The following is a 17731-nucleotide window of genomic DNA, read 5'->3' as shown; positions in this document are numbered from 1 at the left end:
ACGAAATCTAATGGGCGAAAGGATAAGGGAACTTGAAACGCTAGGCTAGGGCTTTGATCAAGTGATTTATCAGTACTCATTTGTTTGACCAAAAGAGGCAAGTGCTTTATGGTCTGCGGTTGATTAATTTCATCAAATGATTGAGCTGAGGGAAAGTTGTACAAGATTAACGAAATGTTTGAAACCATCCAGGGTGAGGGCGTGTTTACCGGCGTTCCTGCTGTTTTTGTTCGTTTGCAAATTTGTCCTGTAGGCTGTTCTTGGTGTGATACCAAACAGACATGGGAAGCTTTGCCAGAAGACGAGACTAGCCTTGGTGAGATCATGGTTAAGACAGAGGATTCACCGACTTGGTCTTCTATTGATGCTCAAGGAATCGTGAATGAATACATTAAACAAGGCTACACTGCTAAACACATTGTGATTACAGGTGGTGAGCCATGTATTTATGATCTTGTCCCTCTTACTGAAGTATTTGAGAAACACGGCTGTCGCTGCCAAATTGAGACTAGCGGTACATCTGAAGTCAAAGCGACACCTGACACTTGGGTTACGGTGTCACCTAAGGTAGCAATGAAAGCGAAGCTGGAAATCTTAGACAGCACTTTACAGCGTGCTAACGAGATTAAGCACCCAGTAGGAACAAGTAAGGATATCGAGCAACTTGATGGTTTACTGGAACGAGCAGAAGTATCTGACGATACTGTGATTGCTCTACAACCAATTAGCCAAAAAGATCGTGCGACGAAGCTTTGTATTGATACCTGCATTGAGCGCAATTGGCGCTTATCAATTCAAACTCATAAGTACTTGAGCATCGCATAGTTTGTGACTTTGCAGAGTGCTTACCCGTTGTAGAAAGCTCGTCAGTTTTAGGTAGGAATGGATATGAAAAAAGCAGTTGTAGTATTTAGTGGTGGTCAAGACTCAACCACGTGTCTAGTTCAAGCATTAAAAGAGTATGATGAAGTTCATGCGATTACGTTTGACTATGGTCAGCGTCATAAACTCGAGATTGAAGTCGCTGAATCATTAGCTAAAGAGTTAGGCGTGAAAGCGCACAAAGTTATGGATGTGACTCTATTAAATGAGCTAGCTATCAGCTCTTTAACTCGTGACGATATTCCTGTTTCTCATGAACTGCAAGAGAACGGTTTGCCAAACTCGTTTGTCCCAGGTCGTAACATTCTTTTCTTAACGCTTGCTGGTATCTACGCATATCAAATTGGCGCAGAAACGGTGATTACTGGTGTATGCGAGACTGACTTTTCTGGTTACCCTGATTGTCGCAATGACTTTGTAAAAGCGATGAACTCTGCGTTAGTACAAGGTATGGACAAGCAGCTGGATATTAAAACGCCACTAATGTGGTTAAACAAGGCTGAAACCTGGGCCTTAGCCGATCAATACTCAGCACTTGAGCTTGTGCGTAATAAAACCCTGACTTGTTATAACGGTATCATTGGGTCAGGCTGTAGCGAATGCCCGGCATGTGAGCTGAGAAAAGTTGGCCTCAACGACTACCTAGGTGATCGTGAATCTATTATGGCTGAACTGGTTCGTAAGCAGGCCGAGAATAAATAATCTCAGGTAGCTCAATGGGCTCGTTATACGCATCAATAATGCAGTTTCGGCCGTTACTTTTCGCCTGATGTGTCAGGAAAGAGCTCTTCAGTTATTGTTCATATTTGGCTGTAAGAATAAAAGCTAATGAAAAGTAGTAAGGTAACAAAACCAAGTGAATCACAGGAAACTATTCATTAGATAAAGAACGGCATTCCATTGCTTGTTTGATATTGCTTCAAATTTTGAGTGGTGTGGGTACGGTATTATTATGCGAGGTGAGTCTCTAATATCATTGATATTTATCAGTAGGATATCGGTCGCACGATTCGTGCGACCGATATTGGAAATTAGATGTATAATTTCGCTAGGTCAGAAGGCTCAAGTTCTTTACCGTCTAACGTTGTATTCCAGTTAGTTCCAACAAGAACGCCATCTTCAGCTAGAGTCAGTAACCAATCTTCAACAAAAATATCTAGTGGAATCTCTAACACTTCGAAGTCAGCCCACTCTTCAACGTTGTGAGTCTGAGCATCTTCTTTTGAAGACCAAAAAGGCATTACTTCGCTGTTTTCGAATTCACTTGAGTCACATGCTAGCCAACCTTCTTCATTACGAAGGCCCCATACCAGTTTAGTTTCTTGTGTTTCAGAAACGAAAAGTTCTAGATTTGCTTGAGTATCCGCTGTTAGTTTGCTCATGGATTAATTCTCTATGTTGATAACGTGGCAAGATTAACATTATAGCCGGCTTAGGTATATGCTATTCAAGGAATTATCACCATACTGAAACACTAACTTAAGATAAAGTTTCAGTATGGTGAAAGTAGGGTAGATCCTACTTCTTTATTCTGTGGTTCCAGAAAACCAGGGTTTACCCGTGGATAAATGCAATATTAGTCCTCGATCCACATTGTTTATTGAACGAAGTATAATGCAGTTCGGGTAACTAAGTACCCCGTTCATGCTCGGGGTATCTAAATCTGACGGTGTGTCAAATACTTATGTTTCTGATTAGGACTATGAAAGCGAATTTGATATATTAATTTTGGATGTTAACGCTAATTCAGAGGTCATAACTCTCGAAGATGTCCTTCCTGATGACTATTCGGTGCGAGACCCTAGTTATGATGGTCAAGTGCTTGTAGATTTGTCAGGCTATATTCGATCTACGTTAACAAATGAAAATATAGCGTATATTGGTAAGTACATAGGCAAGATATTCTTCTCCGACCTTAATAATACGAATACACAAAAGCAAGCAAATGTTTGAAGTATTGTCCCTGTTATCAGCGGTTGAATTTATAGGCATCGGAAGCTGCCTTGATAACTTAGTTCTTACTAAATATGACTCAGATGGTGCAGTCAATACGAATATTCAAGTCGATAATTCACTCAAAGTTGTTCTTGGTAAAGAAGTGAGTTTGTTGCAAGGTGAAGACCAAATTGATGCTTTAGCTGGTGATAACATCATGCTCAGAGGCTTAGTCCAATTTGACGGTATTTCAGGGCAAGGCGCCACAGCGATACCCGTGTATGCCTGAGTAATTTCGTCAATCAGTTATTCGTCAACTTACCAGACTAAAATAACAAAAAGGGCCTAAAGGCCCTTTTAATACGTCTGCTTTGCTATAAAAGCTAGATTCTAAAGCACTTTACAAGCAAAGCCTTTTAGGTAAAAACCTTCAGGATAGGCAGTGTCCGTTAGGTGGTCGGCGGCTTGCTCGAAGCGTTCGACAAACTTAACGGTTCTGTCTGCATCAATCGCTGCGTCTGCAATTATCTTTTGGAATAGGTCAGTACCCATCAAACCTGAGCAGGAGTAGGTGAGTAGCGTGCCACCCGGTTTAAGGATCTGCATTGCTAGCATGTTAACATCTTTATAGCCGTTTGCACCTGATGTTAGGTTGTTCTTACTTGAAACAAACTTTGGTGGGTCCATGATCACAACATCAAACTTAGTACCTTGGTCACGGTACTCACGCAGTAGTTTGAAAACGTCGGCATTAAGGAACACGGCACGCTTTTTCGAGATATCAAACTCGTTTAGTTCAGCGTTGAATTTAGCGGTGTCCAAAGCGAGTTGAGATACGTCTGCGTTGATAACACGCTTCGCGTCACCTTTAAGTGCGTAAAGGCCAAAACCGCCAGTGTATGAGAAACAGTTAAGGACATCTTTGCCTTTTACGTATTTCATTGACTCTTTACGGCTGTCGCGCTGGTCCATGTAGAAGCCTGTTTTGTGGCCTTCCATGATATTTACGCTAATCTTAACGCCATTCTCTTCAATCACGATAGACTTTGGTGGCTCTTCACCGTGAAGAACGCCAACCACTTGTTCTAAGCCTTCTTTCTTACGAACCGCCACGTCCGAACGCTCATAGATGTTGCAGTCTGGGAAGCATTCGATTAGAGCTTCTACCAATACGCTTTTGTTGAATTCAGCACCTGCGCTGAGAAGTTGACAAACTAAGTAGTCTTGATACTTATCGATGGTGATACCTGGTAAGCCGTCTGATTCCGCTGCGGTCAAGCGGTAACCTGTTAAGCCACCACGTTCGATGATGTCTTCACGTAATGATTGTGCATCTTGAATTCGTTTAACGAAAAACGCTTTATTGATTTCTTCTTTTTCAAATGTCCAAACACGTGCTCGAATTTGAGAAGACGGTGAGTAAGCAGCCTTCGCTAACCACTGACCATTTTGAGCATATACGTCTACAGTTTCACCTTGTTTTGGTTCGCCTTCGACCTTATCGATACCGCGTGAAAATACCCAAGGGTGTTTACGGCGTAGTGATTTATCTCGGCCTTTAGCTAGATGAATTGAAGGAGTCATAAATTACTCTGTTTGTTGAATTTGAAGGAGGGGTATTGTCGGGTAAGTACAGGAGAAAAGCAAATAAGAAAGGGCTGCAGAAGCAGCCCTAGTAATGATTAATAAATAGTTATGGCACTACAGTATTTACATTTTTACCTTGGGAGCAACCTAAAGCTGCTTCGCTCTACAAGCATTTTGCTGGTTTAGGTAAACCGGCGAGTTTGGTTGCTTGTTTTGCAGGGCCTTTTTTGAATAACTTGAAAAGGTACTTACTGTTGCCTTTTTCTGGACCGTGGGCTTTTTCCATCGCTTTAACAAGCATGCGAACCGCAGGGGAAGTGTTGAACTCTTCGTAAAAGCTCCTTACAAAATGCACAACTTCTAGGTGTGCTTCTGTAAGCTCAATGGCTTCGTCTTGTGCAAGAATTTCAATCATACCTTCTTCCCATTGTGTATAATCCAATAGGTAGCCTTGAGCGTCAGTTTCGATTTGCTTGCCGTTATATTCAAACATGTTTAGTCCGGAATCCAATTAACTATTTGGATAGGGTACATGACCAAGTTTACCTTTCTCAATAGATATCGTAGCGATCTTGATAAATATTGACCCTACAGATACAAAAAAGCCCAAGAGATGGGCTCTTGGGCTAGATATTCTTCAATTAGGCGAGTAATTAGTCGTCGCTGCCCATGATGCCTAGGATGCTTAGTAGGCTGATGAAGATGTTGTAGATAGATACGTATAGGCTAACTGTCGCTGAGATGTAGTTAGTTTCACCACCACGTATGATGTTTTGCGTTGTTAGCAAAATAACACCAGTCGAGAATAGGATGAACATACCACTCATTGCTAGTGACAGGAGCGGCATTTGTAGGAAGATATTTGCAACCATACCTACAAGTAACACGACGAAACCAGCTAGTAGCATACCGTTAAGGAACGACAGGTCACGCTTAGTTGTTAGTGCGTAAGCCGATGCCCCCATGAATGCTAATGCCGTGCCGCCTAGAGCAGTTAGGATAACATCACCCATACCTGCGCCAACGTACATGTTTAAGATTGGACCGATGGTGTAGCCTAGGAAACCTGTAAACAGGAACGTAAAGACTAGACCCATGCTGTTGTCACGGTTCTTCTCTGTTAGGAAAAGTAGGCCGTAGAAGCCAACAAGCATGATAATAAGACCCGGGCGAGGAAGGTTCATCGCCATAGATACGCCTGCTACAACAGCAGACCAAAGTAGTGTCATAGACAGTAGTGCGTAGGTGTTACGCAACACTTTATTGGTTTGCAGAGCACTTTCTTGAGATGCTGTGCGTGAAAACATAGGGCTGTTCATAATCTTCCTCGTAAGGTGACTTCAATAGTTATTAGTACATTTATGGGGCTGAAAGTTCGAAAAATCAAGTCTTACAGTCCACTTGTATACTTAAAATAATAATCAAAATCGCTGGTTAAGTATTTCTGAAGGTGTAACAAAGTATGTCTTAAAGTGCATCAAAGATTCGATGTTCGATTTTATAGCATTGTGCCACTGTTTATCATCTTGAAAGCTAATTATAATTCTAAAAACAAAGAGGCGACCTAAGCCACCTCTGTAGTTATACATCATAACACGTTAGTGGTGTAATATTTGGCTTAAGAAGTTCTGCGTTCTGTCTGATTGGGGGTTTTCAAAGAAGTCGACAGGGTTGTTTTCTTCTATGATTTCACCAGCATCCATGAAGATAACGCGATCCGCGACCTCTTTAGCAAAGCCCATCTCGTGCGTTACACAAAGCATCGTCATTCCTTCTTCTGCTAGCTCAACCATTACGTCTAATACTTCACGAACCATTTCTGGATCGAGCGCTGATGTTGGTTCATCAAACAGCATGACTTGTGGGTTCATACATAGAGAACGTGCAATCGCTACACGCTGTTGCTGACCACCAGAAAGCTGACCTGGGAACTTATCTGCTTGCTCTGGGATCTTTACGCGCTCAAGGTACTTCATTGCAATCGCTTCAGCTTCTTCTTTCGGCATCTTTTTTACCCAGATAGGGGCTAAGGTACAGTTCTCTAGTACCGTAAGGTGCGGAAATAGATTGAAGTGCTGGAAACACATGCCAACGTCACGACGAACTGCTTCGATGTTTTTTAGATCTTCAGTCAGCTCATTGCCAGAAACAAAGATGTGTCCCTTCTGATGCTCTTCCAGTCTATTGATACAGCGAATCATAGTCGACTTACCTGAGCCTGAAGGGCCACAGATAACGATTTTCTCGCCTTTTTTAACTTCTAAGTTGATGTTCTTAAGAACGTGGAACTCACCGTACCACTTGTTCATGTCTTTAAGTTCAATCATCAACTCTTGCGATTCTGGGTTTAGTTGTTGCGTCATAATACGTCCTTGATCTTATTAACTATCGTTTGTGACCGGTGTGAAGTCTGTTTTCTAGCCATATCGAGTATCTCGACATGCCAAAACAGAACACCCAGAACACTAACGCGACAAATACATAACTTTCTGTAGCGAAACCTAACCACTCAGGGTCGGTGTTCGCTGCTTGACCAATACCCAGTACATCGAACATACCGATGATAAGTACCAGACTGGTATCTTTAAACAAGCCAATGAATGTGTTTACGATTGATGGGATTGTGATTTTCAGCGCTTGAGGAAGAATAATCAGCCCCATCTTTTTCCAATAGGTTAAGCCCAGTGCGTCAGCGGCTTCGTATTGACCTTTAGGAATAGCTTGCAGACCACCACGAATTACCTCGGCCATATAAGCGGCACTAAATAGAACCACACCTACTAGCGCACGGAACAATTTATCGGTCTCAGAACCCGCAGTAAGGAATAGTGGCAGCATTACAGATGCCATGAACAGCACCGTAATTAGCGGAACACCACGCCAAATTTCGATGTACACCGTACAAATACTGCGAATAATTGGCATCTCAGAGCGACGGCCAAGTGCCAGTGCGACGCCAATCGGCAGTGAAACAACGATACCCACTAATGCAATGATAAGTGTAACGAGCAGGCCACCCCATTTGTGTGTATCAACAACTGCCAATCCAAACACACCGCCGTATAGCAAGCCAGCAATGATGAATGGGTAGATGTTTACGAAGAATAGCCAAATCCATGTGCGTTTCGGTGTTTTCTCGTAGGCTAATAGCGCTACAAAGATAGCCAATGTTGCGTAGAAAAGGCGTGGGCGCCACAGTTCAGCCTCAGGGTAGAAGCCATACATGAACTGGTTCCAACGAACGCTGATGAACACCCAGCAAGCCCCTTCGCTAGTACACGCGTCACGAGTTGTTCCGACCCAGTCTGCATTTAGGAAAGCCCAGTCGAACGTTGTCCAAAGTAGTGAAAAAGCGATGTAACCTAGAACAACGGTAACGATACTATTTATAGGCCCATTAAAGAGATTCTTTCTTAACCAACCGACTACACCAACGGTATTCGCTGGAGGTGGAAGGTCCGGTTGAAATTGATGTGTGCTCATATTATCTCTCCACCAATGCTACTTTACGGTTATAGATATTCATTAACGCAGAGGTCAATAAGCTTAGCGTTAGGTATACACCCATGGTCATGGCAATGATTTCGATAGCTTGACCTGTTTGGTTGAGAGTTGTACCTGCGAACACAGAAACTAAGTCAGGGTAGCCAATAGCCATTGCTAACGAAGAGTTCTTAGTGAGGTTTAAGTATTGGCTAGTTAGCGGTGGAATAATGATTCGCAGCGCTTGAGGAATAATAACCAGCTTTAACGTGCGAGCTCGAGGAAGACCTAGAGACATCGCAGCTTCGGTTTGGCCGTGGCTAACCGCATTAATACCAGAACGAACGATCTCTGCGATGAAAGATGCCGTATAGATGCTTAGTGCTAATACAAGAGCGGCTAATTCAGGGATGATACTTATGCCACCTCTAAAGTTAAAGCCTTTCAGTTCTGGGTATTCAGCTGAAAGAGGCATGCCAAGGACAAAGTAGACAACTAGAGGTAGACAGACGATCAAGCTCAATGCGATTCGAAACATAGGGGTTTGTTGGCCAGTAAGTTTCTGTTTGTTGTTAGCCCAAATATTAATGATGATAGTGGCGATGACGCCAATAATTAACGCGGCGAGAACGAAGCTGCTTCCTTGTTCAAGAACAGGAGCCGGCAAGTAAAGACCACGCACGTTTAGGAAAATAGCTTCGCCCAAACTGAGACTCTGTCTTGCAGATGGGAGAGATTGAAGAACCGCGAAATACCAAAAGAAGATTTGAAGTAGTAGTGGGATATTTCGGAAGATTTCAATGTATATCGCTGCAAAACGGCTCACTAGCCAGTTAGTTGACAGTCGAGCGACGCCCATAGTGAAACCAAGTACAGTCGCTAGAATAATGCCTAGTACTGATACCAAAGCGGTGTTTAATAAGCCGATAACGAAAGTTCGACCATATGAGAAGGTTTCGTCGTACTCGACGAGGGTAAGGCCGATACCAAAACCCGCCTCTTGACTTAAAAAGTCAAAACCAGTGGCGATGCCTCGGGCCTCTAGGTTGGTAAGGGCATTGTTTACGATTGCATAGAAGAAGGCGCCAAGTGCTCCGATGGCGATTATCTGGAAAATAACAGATCGAAAAGTCGGGTTGTATAACAGGTTAGCACTTTTAGCTTCGGGCTTTTCCTGGGAAGGAGTAAGAGTGTTGTTAGGTTTCATACTGCAATAACCTCAAATCCATTTAATATTTAGGGCGGAAAAACCGCCCTAAATCGTGTTACTCAATTATTCATTCTTCGGGTTGTTGCTATCGCGCTAAAAAAGCTTGATAGTAACGTTTACGAACAAGTGATCACGTCGTGTGCTATTAACGGATTGGTGGAGCGTACATAAAGCCGCCCGCATTCCATAATGCATTTACACCACGATCGATTTGAAGTGGAGAACCTGTACCAACAGTACGCTCGAAACTCTCACCGTAGTTACCAACTTGCTTGATTACTTGGTAACCCCAGTCGTCACGGATGCCAAGGCCTTTACCTTTAGGACCGTCTACACCAAGAATACGCTTGATGTTTGGATCTTTTGACTTAAGCATTTCGTCAGCATTTTTAGAAGAGATGCCGTATTCTTCCGCATTAACCATTGCTGAAAGTGTCCACTTAGCAACGTTGAACCATTTGTCATCATCTTGACGTACAACTGGGCCAAGAGGCTCTTTAGAGATGATTTCAGGAAGTACTTGTGCAGATTTTGGATCAGCTAGGTTTAAGCGAAGTGCGTATAGACCAGATTGGTCGGTAGTTAGCACATCACAACGACCTGCGTCGAAACCTTTAGATGTTTGTGCTGCAGTATCAAATACCACTGGCTTGTAAGACATGCCGTTATTACGGAAGTAATCGGCTAGGTTTAGCTCAGTCGTTGTACCTGATTGGACACATACAGAAGCGCCATCAAGTTCTAGAGCGCTGGTTAGGCCAAGATCTTTCTTAACCATGAAGCCTTGACCATCGTAGTAGTTAACGCCTACGAAGTTCAGACCTAGAGCCGTGTCACGATGCAGTGTCCATGTTGTGTTACGAGACAGTACGTCGATTTCGCCAGATTGAAGCGCAGTGAAACGCTCTTTTGCTGTTAGAGGTACATACTTAACTTTAGTCTTGTCACCGAGTACAGCCGCTGCAAGAGCTTGACAATACTCAACATCGATTCCTTCCCATTCACCTTTTGAGTTTGGGTTAGAGAACCCTGGAAGACCTGTACTTACACCACAAGTTAAGAAGCCTTGAGATGTGACTTTGTCCAGAGTGCTTTCTTCCGCTGATGCTGATGTTGCCACCATCGCAGTTGATGCAGCTACTACTGAAGCAAGAAGTGTTAGTTTATTTGTCATTTGTATCCTTCCTTGTTAACCAGGTGACACCTGATACTCGTGCTCGTTTGAGTGTCTCTTATGTGTTGCGTTTTCTATGACCTTGTTGCTCAAATTACAAGAGTTGCATTTTGCAAATGAATCTGTGTGCGATTTAAGCAACTGTTTATAAGGTTAGGAAAGGATCCGCAGTTTCACAAATGTATAATTTAAAAAGAATTTTGAATGAAATCACAAATCCGAACACAATTAGAATGACCAAATGTTAACTGAATGTAAATGGTGCAACGGTTCACACTGTTGGTGCAACGAGATTTAGAGTTTTATATTGATAATCGACTAGATAAATATTCTGAATGAATGTCACGGTTGTGGAGCATTAACCTTAAATAAGATTGAAATTTGGTCAATAACTATTTTTATTGCACTTCGGTAGTTATGAATATTCTCCAAATTTGGTAGCATGGCTGAATAGTTATTGAAGTAGTCTCAAGGAAGAACATGCGTTATTTCCCAATGTTTTTGGATGTAGAAAATAAGCCAATCTTAGTGGTTGGTGGAGGTGAGGTTGCTTGCCGTAAAGTCGATAGCTTGCTACGCGCTGGTGCCAATGTGACTTTGGTGTCTCCCAAGGTAGCACCTTACTTAAAGCAGCTTGTCGATGAAGGCCAACTTCACTGGGTACAAAACTTTTACTCGTCGCAAATTATTTCGAAAAATTACCTTCAGGTATGGGCGACAACAGACAATCCAAGCCTAAATCACCAAGTATATAATGATGCAAAAAAAATGGGTATTCTTGTCAATGTGGTCGATGATTTGCCATACTGCGACTTCATTACACCTTCAATGATAAATCGTGGAAGAATCCAAATTGCGATCTCTAGTGGTGGTGCATCCCCTGTTTTGGTGAGAAATATTAGAGAAAAACTCGAAACGGTATTGCCACAAAATATAGGCTTGATAGCAAACTTCGGTGCATCAAAACGCAATTCGATCAAAGAGTCATTCCCAACCGTCGACGAGCGTCGTAAGTTTTGGGAGCGTTTCTTGTCATCCAGTTTTATTGAGCTGGTGACTGACAGAGAGCAGTTGGAGTTTTACTACCAGCAAGCGCTAACGGAAGGCATTAATAGTGAAGGACAGGTGACTTGGATTGAATTCGAGCATGACGTTGAGTTGCTGTCTATGAAGGCTTTACGTTTGATGCAGGAGGCAGAACTCGTACTTTCACCGAGCGATTGTCCATTCGAATTTGTCGACCTGTGCCGCCGAGACGCAGAAAGAGAGAGCTATGCTAACAGCGGAGAGCTATCAACCAAGCTTGAGCAGGCAAGATCTGAGAAATTGCGAGTGTGTGTGTTTATTCCACCAGCAAGCGTAGAGTTTAATTTGTTGGCCGGCAAAGACCTAAAATTGTCAGCGGCCAAAGTACTTAGTTGAGTTGGCTGATTACCAACTAGGAACTTCGATTTAAACTGTCCTGATAAATATAAAGCCACTTCCTATAAAGAAGTGGCTTTCTGCTTTCCAAACATGACATTGTGATGATGAATGAGCAACCGAAATAAGCGATCGCTCACACTCAAAAATTAGTCGCGGAAGTTGTCAAACTGGAATGGTTGACCAAGTTCACCGCTGCGAACTAGAGCCATAACAGCTTGTAGATCATCGCGTTTCTTACCTGTTACACGAACTTTGTCGCCTTGGATAGAAGCTTGAACTTTAACTTTGTTGTCTTTGATTAGCTTAACAATTTTCTTAGCTACATCAGTTTCAATGCCTTGCTTAAAGATAACCGTTTGGTGCCAAGTGCGACCTGTTTGGTCTGCCGCTTTTGCTTCCATCGCGTTAGGATCAACATTACGCTTTGTTAGGTTGCTACGAAGGATATCGCGCATTTGCTTCAGTTGAAAATCGTCTTGAGCAGTCAATTTTACTGATTCATCTTTGTAATCAAAGCTTGCTTCAACGCCGCGGAAATCGAAACGAGTCGATAGTTCACGGTTTGCGTTGTCTACCGCGTTACGCAGTTCTACTGCTTCTACTTCAGAGATAATGTCAAATGATGGCATTGTGTTATTTCCTTAAGCTAAGTTTCTATCTTTAATTGCTGTTGCAAGCATGTCTAACATTGTCGCGGTATCTTCCCAGCTTAGACATGGATCGGTAATCGACTTGCCGTATTCCAGGTTGTTGATATCCGTCATTGGCTGGTTACCTTCTTTTATGAAGCTTTCCGCCATGATGCCTGCAATTTGATTTTTGTTAGATTTGATCTGTTCACAGATGTCTTTTGCAACGTCTAACTGTTTGCGGTGTTGCTTTTCACAGTTAGCATGGCTGAAATCTACGACTAAACGTTGAGGTAGGTCGAACTCAGCAAGTTGCTTACATGCGTTATCAACAGATTCTGCATCAAAGTTTGGACCTTTATCACCACCACGTAGAATAACGTGACCGTATGGGTTGCCTGAAGTGCGGTAAACCGTCATACGACCATTTTTATCTGGTGAGTAGAAGTAGTGAGAAGCTATTGATGCACGAATTGCATCAATAGCGATCTTGATGTTGCCGTTTGTCGCGTTTTTGAAGCCAACAGGACAAGACAGTGCTGAAGCCATTTCACGGTGAATCTGAGACTCTGTTGTACGAGCGCCAATTGCGCCCCAAGTGATAAGGTCTGCAATGTATTGACCCGTGATCATATCAAGGAACTCAGTCGCGGTTGCTAGGCCAAGCTTGTTGATATCAAGCAGAAGCTGACGTGCTTTGTTTAAACCTGTTTCTAGTGCGTATGAACCATCAAGGTTTGGATCGGTAATTAGACCTTTCCAACCTACAACCGTGCGAGGTTTTTCGAAGTAGGTTCTCATTACAACAAACAATTCGTCTTTGTATTGTTCTTGAATTTTGCTCAGGCGCTCAGCGTAATCAAGTGCCGCTTCTGTATCGTGAACAGAGCAAGGGCCTACTATAACTAATAGGCGGTTATCACGACCAGTTAGGATATCTTCGATTTGGCGGCGAGAATTTGCAATACGCTCAGCAACGTCGTCAGTAATCGGGTGTGCGTTGCCTAATTCGGCAGGAGTTGGCATAGGACCCAGAGCTTGGGTTCTCAACTCATCAGTTTTTAATGGCATGTGATAGCTTTTTTATTCTATTGCGAAGTGGTTAAGATAGCGGAATTGAACCGAGGAATAAACTCTCTTAAGTCAAAGTTATCTCTGTTATTACTAATATTCTTATTTTTATCAGCAGCCCGACGCTAAATACGGGATTTTCACTTGTATTAACAGGCAGCTATCGGTATTTTCGTTTGAACACAACATAAAAATGCTGGAGCAGCAATGACTCAAGAAAATCAAAGCACTTTGCACCCAGAACTGGTCTTAGGCGATGTGCTGCCTTCTTATAACGATAATAATAATTCCAACCACTTATACGTCTCTCTCTCTGAATTGGTCATGGATCGTGTCTTCTACCATCCAAGTATTGAAAGCCATTTAGATACACTTTCTGATATAGAGAAAACCTCTCTAGACGCCATTCTTGGTGGCAAAAGCGTTGATGAACATTTCGTTTCTACCTTGGTCACGGCGATTCAAGCTGCAGTTCAACCCAATCATACTTCTGTGCGTATCGCGTTAAGCAACGCTGACAGTTACGGCTTTCGTTCGCTGTTAGGTGGCAATTGCGAAGTGGAAGAAGTGAACCCAGCACTTGGTGTTCGTGGTGTTGCTCGTTATTCGATGTCAGAGTACAGCAAAGCGTTTGCTTTGGAGTGTCAGGTCGTTAAGGCTCTGCGCGAGCAAGGTATTAATGTTGAAGTGGTGATTCCTTACGTGCGCGCATTAAGCGACGCGGCTAAGATCATCGATTTACTTGCAGAGCAAGGTTTGCCTCGTGGTTTGAATGGCTTGAAGGTGTTGTTCTCATGTGATGTGCCATCTGCCGTTCTACTGAGTGAACGTCTGCTGCATTACTTTGATGGTGTGGTAGTGAATGTCGACAGTTTAGCGTCTTTCACGCTTGGTGTTGATAAGCAGAATGAAGCGCAGCAGCATGCTTTTGACCCACAAAACGAAGCGGTAATTACGCTGTTAGACATGATTGTGAAAGCGACACACAACGCTAAGAAACCCGTTTTGCTTGTGACTCAAGGCCTAGTTGATTATCCGCGCTTACAAGGTTATATCGCAGATCTTGAAGGTGTTGAAACCGTCGTAACGGCATAATTTCACTTATTGCTTTAATTAATCAATTTGCTGTATGAGTTGATACGAAGCGCTAACACCTTGAGAATAAAAGAGATATCATTGTGTGATGACATCTCTTTTTTGTAACATTTTTTTGACATTTAAATCGTTAGTCGATTAACTGGTCTGATGACTAATTAGGCTAGGTGATTCGAATGTTAACCCCTCTACAAAAAGCAAATTTCTATTTAAGCATGTTTGGCTTTTTCAAAGTCCCACTTATCTGGCTGTGTCGACCAAAGCTTCTGGTACTCGACAACGAGCGTGTAGAGGTGAAAATTCCGCTCAGAAGACGAACCAAAAACCATCTAAATAGCATGTACTTCGGTGTTTTAGCTGTCGGTGCTGATTTGGCAGGGGGGTTTCTTGCGATGAGTAAATCACAACAGCAAGGTGAAAAGATATCTTTAGCGTTTAAAGAGGTGACTGGTAACTTTTTGAAGCGCCCTGAAGGTGATGTGCATTTCACTTGTACTGATGGTGAGTTGATCAACACTATGTTGGCTGAAACCATGTCAACCGGGGAGCGAGTGAATCAGCCAGTAACCATTATCGCAACATGCCCATCTCTGCATGGCGATGAGCCAATGGCAGAATTCACGCTCACGCTTTCTATCAAAAAGATCCCATCAAAGAAGTAGCCACAAATACCAGTTCATAATGATATTGGGTGGGGTTCGATCTAAAAAAATGGTATGTGAATCTATATCCACATACCGTAATCGCACGATTTGCAGTAGTTCTATGACTCTTGTGTGATTTGCTCGATATCGACAATCTTTGAACGGTTCATGACGATCTTCCAACGATAGTAAGTTGGTTCGTTGTCGTGGTTGTTCTCTTTGATGATCAGGTTGAGTAGGTGACGCTTCTCAACGGACTCTCGACTCACTTGGCCTTCATTCAATCGATAAATCTTATTTGAGCCCTTATCCATTAAGCGTGTCAGCGCTCTTAGGCTGATCGATAAGGTTTCACGCGTTTCCTCGTAGCCACTCATAAACGTTGATGTCGACATCTCCGTATGTGAGCGATAATGCAAGATTTGCTCTTCACGCTGCACCACACGTTTCTTTCGTATCGACTGAATGCGGTCAGCGAGTTTAGAAAAGCTTGCGTAGTCCAACCACTCGAGTTTATGACCAACTGACTTATTGGTCGTTGGATCGTAATAACGGCGTTTCCACTTTGGCTTGCCTTTACGTAGCCAGCGCCAAAGAATATCTCTTAAATCGTCTTTGAAAATCTCGCGTAGCGCATAGATGAAAGACATCGCTACAATGAAAGAAGCGGTAATCTCTCCCAGGAAATCTCGGGCCAAGATAACTGTTGTGGTTACAACCACCATCACCAAGCCTGTCGCAACACCTTTCACAGCTCGTTTAACGTTTTTACCCATTGAGGTGGTTTTCTCTTTGAGTACGATAGGGTGCTCAATCAAACGACGCAGCAAGCGCATTTTGTTACTCAAGCGGGTTACGTCTTCTCGTACCTTGGTTGAGTTGTATCGGTTCAGTTTTCGGTGAGCGGTCTCTTTGTCGCAAAGGGTTAAAAGACGCTCTTTGATGGTTGAATATTCGCTACCACGTGGCATATGCGAAACTAAAGACAGGAATTTTTGCTCAGTGTACCAAGATAGATAGTTGTCTATATTGGCGTAGTAGCGTTTCAGGTTTTCTTCATATGGGATACTTCGACGTAGCTTCTTTAATATGTCTAAAGCCAGTTCGATAACTTCATCCACTTCGTCTGCCGTTACGTCGTCACTATTATTTTTGTTTAAGCTGCTGACTGCTTTATCTAATGCAATAACATATTGGTAGGCGAACAAGCTCAAACTTACACGGTATTGAGTGGTAGACAGTCGTCCACGTTTTGCCAAACGGCTGTGTACCAGAGGCAGTAGTGTTTTATCACTGTAGTACGCGCGTTTCTGAGTGATTGAGCTATAGAAAAATGCGCTCTCAGAAAGTACTTCTGGAGTGAGTCCAAGTTCACCGGGAATGAATAGATAAACATCCATGTCGAGCTTTTTGGTTTTAGCCATTGCATGGTTAATTTTGAGTGTTATCGCATCTTGTTTATCAACGGTGATCAACGATGGCTCCTAGAATGTAAAAATATGAATGAAACTAGCGAAAGCATATCAGAGATCACGTATAATCTCCGCCAAATTTAAAGTAGAGACAATCTTGATGATTAATATTGGTCAAATAAACAACTTAGAAGTAGTAAAACAAGCAGATTTCGGTGTATTCCTTGACGCTAGCGACTATGGAACGGTGTTGCTGCCGAAACGATTTACTCCTGAAGGTGTTGAAATTGGTCAAAAGTTAGATGTGTTCTTGTACATTGATTCTGACAACCAGATCGCTGCAACGACTGAAAAACCTATCGCACAAGTTGGCCAGTTTGGGTTGATGACTGTTGAAGGTGCAAACAGCACCGGTGCATTCATGAACTGGGGCGTGAAAGGCAAAGACCTACTGGTTCCTTTCAGCGAACAACGTGGTCGATTAAACGAAGGCCAGTCAATCTTAGTATATGTGTACATTGATAAAGCATCTAGCCGCATTGTAGGTACAACTAAGTTTAACAAATGGTTAGACAACACTCCGGCGAATTACAAACGTAACCAGCAAGTTGACTTAATCATCGCTGAACGTAGCCAGTTAGGCTACAAAGCGATCGTTAATGGCGAGCACTGGGGCATGATTTTCCCATCAGACATCATCGGTAAACTATTTATTGGTAAGACGCTGAAAGGCTACATTAAAAACATTCGTGAAGAAGACGGTAAGATTGACCTTTCTCTTCAGAAAGTCGGCGTAGCTAAGATGGATGACCTAAGCGTTAAGATCTTAGACTTGCTTGAAAAGAAAGGCGGCTTTTTGCCTTTGAATGATAAGTCTTCACCTGAAGCGATCTTCTCTGCTTTCAGAACCAGCAAAGGTACATTCAAAAAGACCATCGGTGGTTTGTACAAGGCTGGCAAGATCTCTATCGATAAAGAAGGCATCAGTCTAGCTAAATAAGCCAAGCACTCGGTCAAAAAAAAGCCCAAACTTTCCTGTTTGGGCTTAGGGGAAATGGCTCCGAAGAGCCTACGCTAATCGTTTCAATTCTTTGTTTACTAGATGAAGTTTAGTTTAATTTTCCCGATATGCGATTTTTCAACGTAAAAATAGCGAATTGAATTGAATTGAATTGAATTGATTG

Annotated in this window: 18 protein-coding genes; 7 read left to right on the top strand and 11 right to left on the bottom strand. The window is 42.7% G+C overall.

The window, feature by feature from the left end:
• Positions 1 to 156 precede the first annotated feature (156 nt).
• Positions 157 to 825, top strand: coding sequence for a 7-carboxy-7-deazaguanine synthase QueE (gene queE / locus L1D11_RS03715; protein ID WP_345772748.1), 669 nt, complete (start codon positions 157 to 159; stop codon positions 823 to 825).
• Positions 826 to 888: 63 nt separating this feature from the next.
• Positions 889 to 1584 (top strand): 7-cyano-7-deazaguanine synthase QueC, encoded by a 696-nt coding sequence (queC, locus tag L1D11_RS03710; RefSeq protein ID WP_239833294.1) that lies wholly within the window; start codon positions 889 to 891, stop codon positions 1582 to 1584.
• Between the two features lie 329 nt (positions 1585 to 1913).
• Here the strand turns inward: queC and L1D11_RS03705 are convergent, their stop codons facing one another.
• The gene (locus L1D11_RS03705) at positions 1914 to 2264 is read right to left on the bottom strand and encodes a DUF2750 domain-containing protein (protein ID WP_239833295.1); all 351 of its coding nucleotides are present in this window, start codon (positions 2262 to 2264) and stop codon (positions 1914 to 1916) included.
• A 563-nt stretch (positions 2265 to 2827) separates the two neighbouring features.
• Here L1D11_RS03705 and L1D11_RS03700 point away from each other — a divergent pair.
• On the top strand, positions 2828 to 3106 hold the full coding sequence (locus L1D11_RS03700; RefSeq protein ID WP_239833296.1) for a hypothetical protein: 279 nt from the start codon (positions 2828 to 2830) through the stop codon (positions 3104 to 3106).
• 101 nt (positions 3107 to 3207) lie between these two features.
• On the opposite strand, the gene L1D11_RS03695 is transcribed toward L1D11_RS03700, so the two are convergent.
• The 7 genes from L1D11_RS03695 to L1D11_RS03665 all read right to left on the bottom strand — a co-directional run bounded on the left by L1D11_RS03695 (position 3208) and on the right by L1D11_RS03665 (position 10271).
• Positions 3208 to 4401: a class I SAM-dependent methyltransferase gene (locus tag L1D11_RS03695; RefSeq protein ID WP_239862026.1), complete on the bottom strand. Its 1194-nt coding sequence runs from the start codon at positions 4399 to 4401 to the stop codon at positions 3208 to 3210.
• Between the two features lie 166 nt (positions 4402 to 4567).
• Positions 4568 to 4897, bottom strand: coding sequence for a TusE/DsrC/DsvC family sulfur relay protein (locus tag L1D11_RS03690; RefSeq protein WP_008223499.1), 330 nt, complete (start codon positions 4895 to 4897; stop codon positions 4568 to 4570).
• A 160-nt stretch (positions 4898 to 5057) separates the two neighbouring features.
• Entirely contained in the window at positions 5058 to 5723 is a 666-nt protein-coding gene (locus tag L1D11_RS03685; protein WP_137027020.1) for a Bax inhibitor-1/YccA family protein, read from the bottom strand.
• Between the two features lie 279 nt (positions 5724 to 6002).
• Positions 6003 to 6767, bottom strand: a complete 765-nt coding sequence (locus tag L1D11_RS03680) for an amino acid ABC transporter ATP-binding protein (protein WP_004742336.1) — start codon at positions 6765 to 6767, stop codon at positions 6003 to 6005.
• 22 nt (positions 6768 to 6789) lie between these two features.
• Entirely contained in the window at positions 6790 to 7887 is a 1098-nt protein-coding gene (locus tag L1D11_RS03675; RefSeq protein ID WP_239833298.1) for an amino acid ABC transporter permease, read from the bottom strand.
• 1 nt (position 7888) lies between these two features.
• Positions 7889 to 9094: an amino acid ABC transporter permease gene (locus tag L1D11_RS03670; RefSeq protein WP_239833299.1), complete on the bottom strand. Its 1206-nt coding sequence runs from the start codon at positions 9092 to 9094 to the stop codon at positions 7889 to 7891.
• 148 nt (positions 9095 to 9242) lie between these two features.
• Positions 9243 to 10271 carry an amino acid ABC transporter substrate-binding protein gene (locus L1D11_RS03665; protein WP_239833300.1) on the bottom strand — a complete coding sequence of 343 codons (1029 nt, stop codon included), beginning with the start codon at positions 10269 to 10271 and terminating at the stop codon, positions 9243 to 9245.
• A 480-nt stretch (positions 10272 to 10751) separates the two neighbouring features.
• Here L1D11_RS03665 and L1D11_RS03660 point away from each other — a divergent pair, with 480 nt between their 5' ends.
• Entirely contained in the window at positions 10752 to 11693 is a 942-nt protein-coding gene (locus L1D11_RS03660; RefSeq protein WP_239833301.1) for a bifunctional precorrin-2 dehydrogenase/sirohydrochlorin ferrochelatase, read from the top strand.
• A gap of 149 nt (positions 11694 to 11842) precedes the next feature.
• Here the strand turns inward: L1D11_RS03660 and L1D11_RS03655 are convergent, their stop codons facing one another.
• Positions 11843 to 12325, bottom strand: coding sequence for a YajQ family cyclic di-GMP-binding protein (locus L1D11_RS03655; protein ID WP_004733632.1), 483 nt, complete (start codon positions 12323 to 12325; stop codon positions 11843 to 11845).
• 12 nt (positions 12326 to 12337) lie between these two features.
• Positions 12338 to 13396 (bottom strand): 3-deoxy-7-phosphoheptulonate synthase, encoded by a 1059-nt coding sequence (locus L1D11_RS03650; protein ID WP_239833302.1) that lies wholly within the window; start codon positions 13394 to 13396, stop codon positions 12338 to 12340.
• A 207-nt stretch (positions 13397 to 13603) separates the two neighbouring features.
• Here L1D11_RS03650 and L1D11_RS03645 point away from each other — a divergent pair, with 207 nt between their 5' ends.
• Positions 13604 to 14491, top strand: a complete 888-nt coding sequence (locus L1D11_RS03645; RefSeq protein ID WP_239832637.1) for a putative PEP-binding protein — start codon at positions 13604 to 13606, stop codon at positions 14489 to 14491.
• A gap of 176 nt (positions 14492 to 14667) precedes the next feature.
• On the top strand, positions 14668 to 15153 hold the full coding sequence (locus L1D11_RS03640) for a DUF4442 domain-containing protein (RefSeq protein ID WP_239832636.1): 486 nt from the start codon (positions 14668 to 14670) through the stop codon (positions 15151 to 15153).
• 101 nt (positions 15154 to 15254) lie between these two features.
• Here L1D11_RS03640 and L1D11_RS03635 read toward each other — a convergent pair whose 3' ends face one another.
• Positions 15255 to 16610: a hypothetical protein gene (locus L1D11_RS03635; protein WP_239832635.1), complete on the bottom strand. Its 1356-nt coding sequence runs from the start codon at positions 16608 to 16610 to the stop codon at positions 15255 to 15257.
• Positions 16611 to 16638: 28 nt separating this feature from the next.
• On the opposite strand from L1D11_RS03635, the gene L1D11_RS03630 reads away from it, so the two are divergent.
• A complete protein-coding gene (locus tag L1D11_RS03630) occupies positions 16639 to 17547 on the top strand; it encodes a S1-like domain-containing RNA-binding protein (RefSeq protein ID WP_239832634.1) in 909 nt (302 codons plus the stop codon).
• The last annotated feature ends 184 nt before the right edge of the window (positions 17548 to 17731 follow it).

Source organism: Vibrio sp. Isolate32 (assembly GCF_022397955.1).
In the GTDB taxonomy this organism is placed as follows: domain Bacteria; phylum Pseudomonadota; class Gammaproteobacteria; order Enterobacterales; family Vibrionaceae; genus Vibrio.
This window is presented reverse-complemented; position numbering and strand designations above follow the sequence as displayed.

Bases quoted from the DNA above. Each gene is read 5' to 3' on its own strand.
- L1D11_RS03645 (WP_239832637.1), top strand. From the start codon at position 13,604: ATGACTCAAGAAAATCAAAGCACTTTGCACCCAGAACTGGTCTTAGGC.
- L1D11_RS03680 (WP_004742336.1), bottom strand. From the start codon at position 6,767: ATGACGCAACAACTAAACCCAGAATCGCAAGAGTTGATGATTGAACTT.
- L1D11_RS03705 (WP_239833295.1), bottom strand. From the start codon at position 2,264: ATGAGCAAACTAACAGCGGATACTCAAGCAAATCTAGAACTTTTCGTT.
- L1D11_RS03655 (WP_004733632.1), bottom strand. From the start codon at position 12,325: ATGCCATCATTTGACATTATCTCTGAAGTAGAAGCAGTAGAACTGCGT.
- L1D11_RS03700 (WP_239833296.1), top strand. From the start codon at position 2,828: ATGTTTGAAGTATTGTCCCTGTTATCAGCGGTTGAATTTATAGGCATC.
- L1D11_RS03670 (WP_239833299.1), bottom strand. From the start codon at position 9,094: ATGAAACCTAACAACACTCTTACTCCTTCCCAGGAAAAGCCCGAAGCT.
- L1D11_RS03640 (WP_239832636.1), top strand. From the start codon at position 14,668: ATGTTAACCCCTCTACAAAAAGCAAATTTCTATTTAAGCATGTTTGGC.
- L1D11_RS03665 (WP_239833300.1), bottom strand. From the start codon at position 10,271: ATGACAAATAAACTAACACTTCTTGCTTCAGTAGTAGCTGCATCAACT.
- queC (WP_239833294.1), top strand. From the start codon at position 889: ATGAAAAAAGCAGTTGTAGTATTTAGTGGTGGTCAAGACTCAACCACG.
- L1D11_RS03660 (WP_239833301.1), top strand. From the start codon at position 10,752: ATGCGTTATTTCCCAATGTTTTTGGATGTAGAAAATAAGCCAATCTTA.
- L1D11_RS03695 (WP_239862026.1), bottom strand. From the start codon at position 4,401: ATGACTCCTTCAATTCATCTAGCTAAAGGCCGAGATAAATCACTACGC.
- L1D11_RS03630 (WP_239832634.1), top strand. From the start codon at position 16,639: ATGAAACTAGCGAAAGCATATCAGAGATCACGTATAATCTCCGCCAAA.
- L1D11_RS03675 (WP_239833298.1), bottom strand. From the start codon at position 7,887: ATGAGCACACATCAATTTCAACCGGACCTTCCACCTCCAGCGAATACC.
- L1D11_RS03685 (WP_137027020.1), bottom strand. From the start codon at position 5,723: ATGAACAGCCCTATGTTTTCACGCACAGCATCTCAAGAAAGTGCTCTG.
- L1D11_RS03690 (WP_008223499.1), bottom strand. From the start codon at position 4,897: ATGTTTGAATATAACGGCAAGCAAATCGAAACTGACGCTCAAGGCTAC.
- L1D11_RS03650 (WP_239833302.1), bottom strand. From the start codon at position 13,396: ATGCCATTAAAAACTGATGAGTTGAGAACCCAAGCTCTGGGTCCTATG.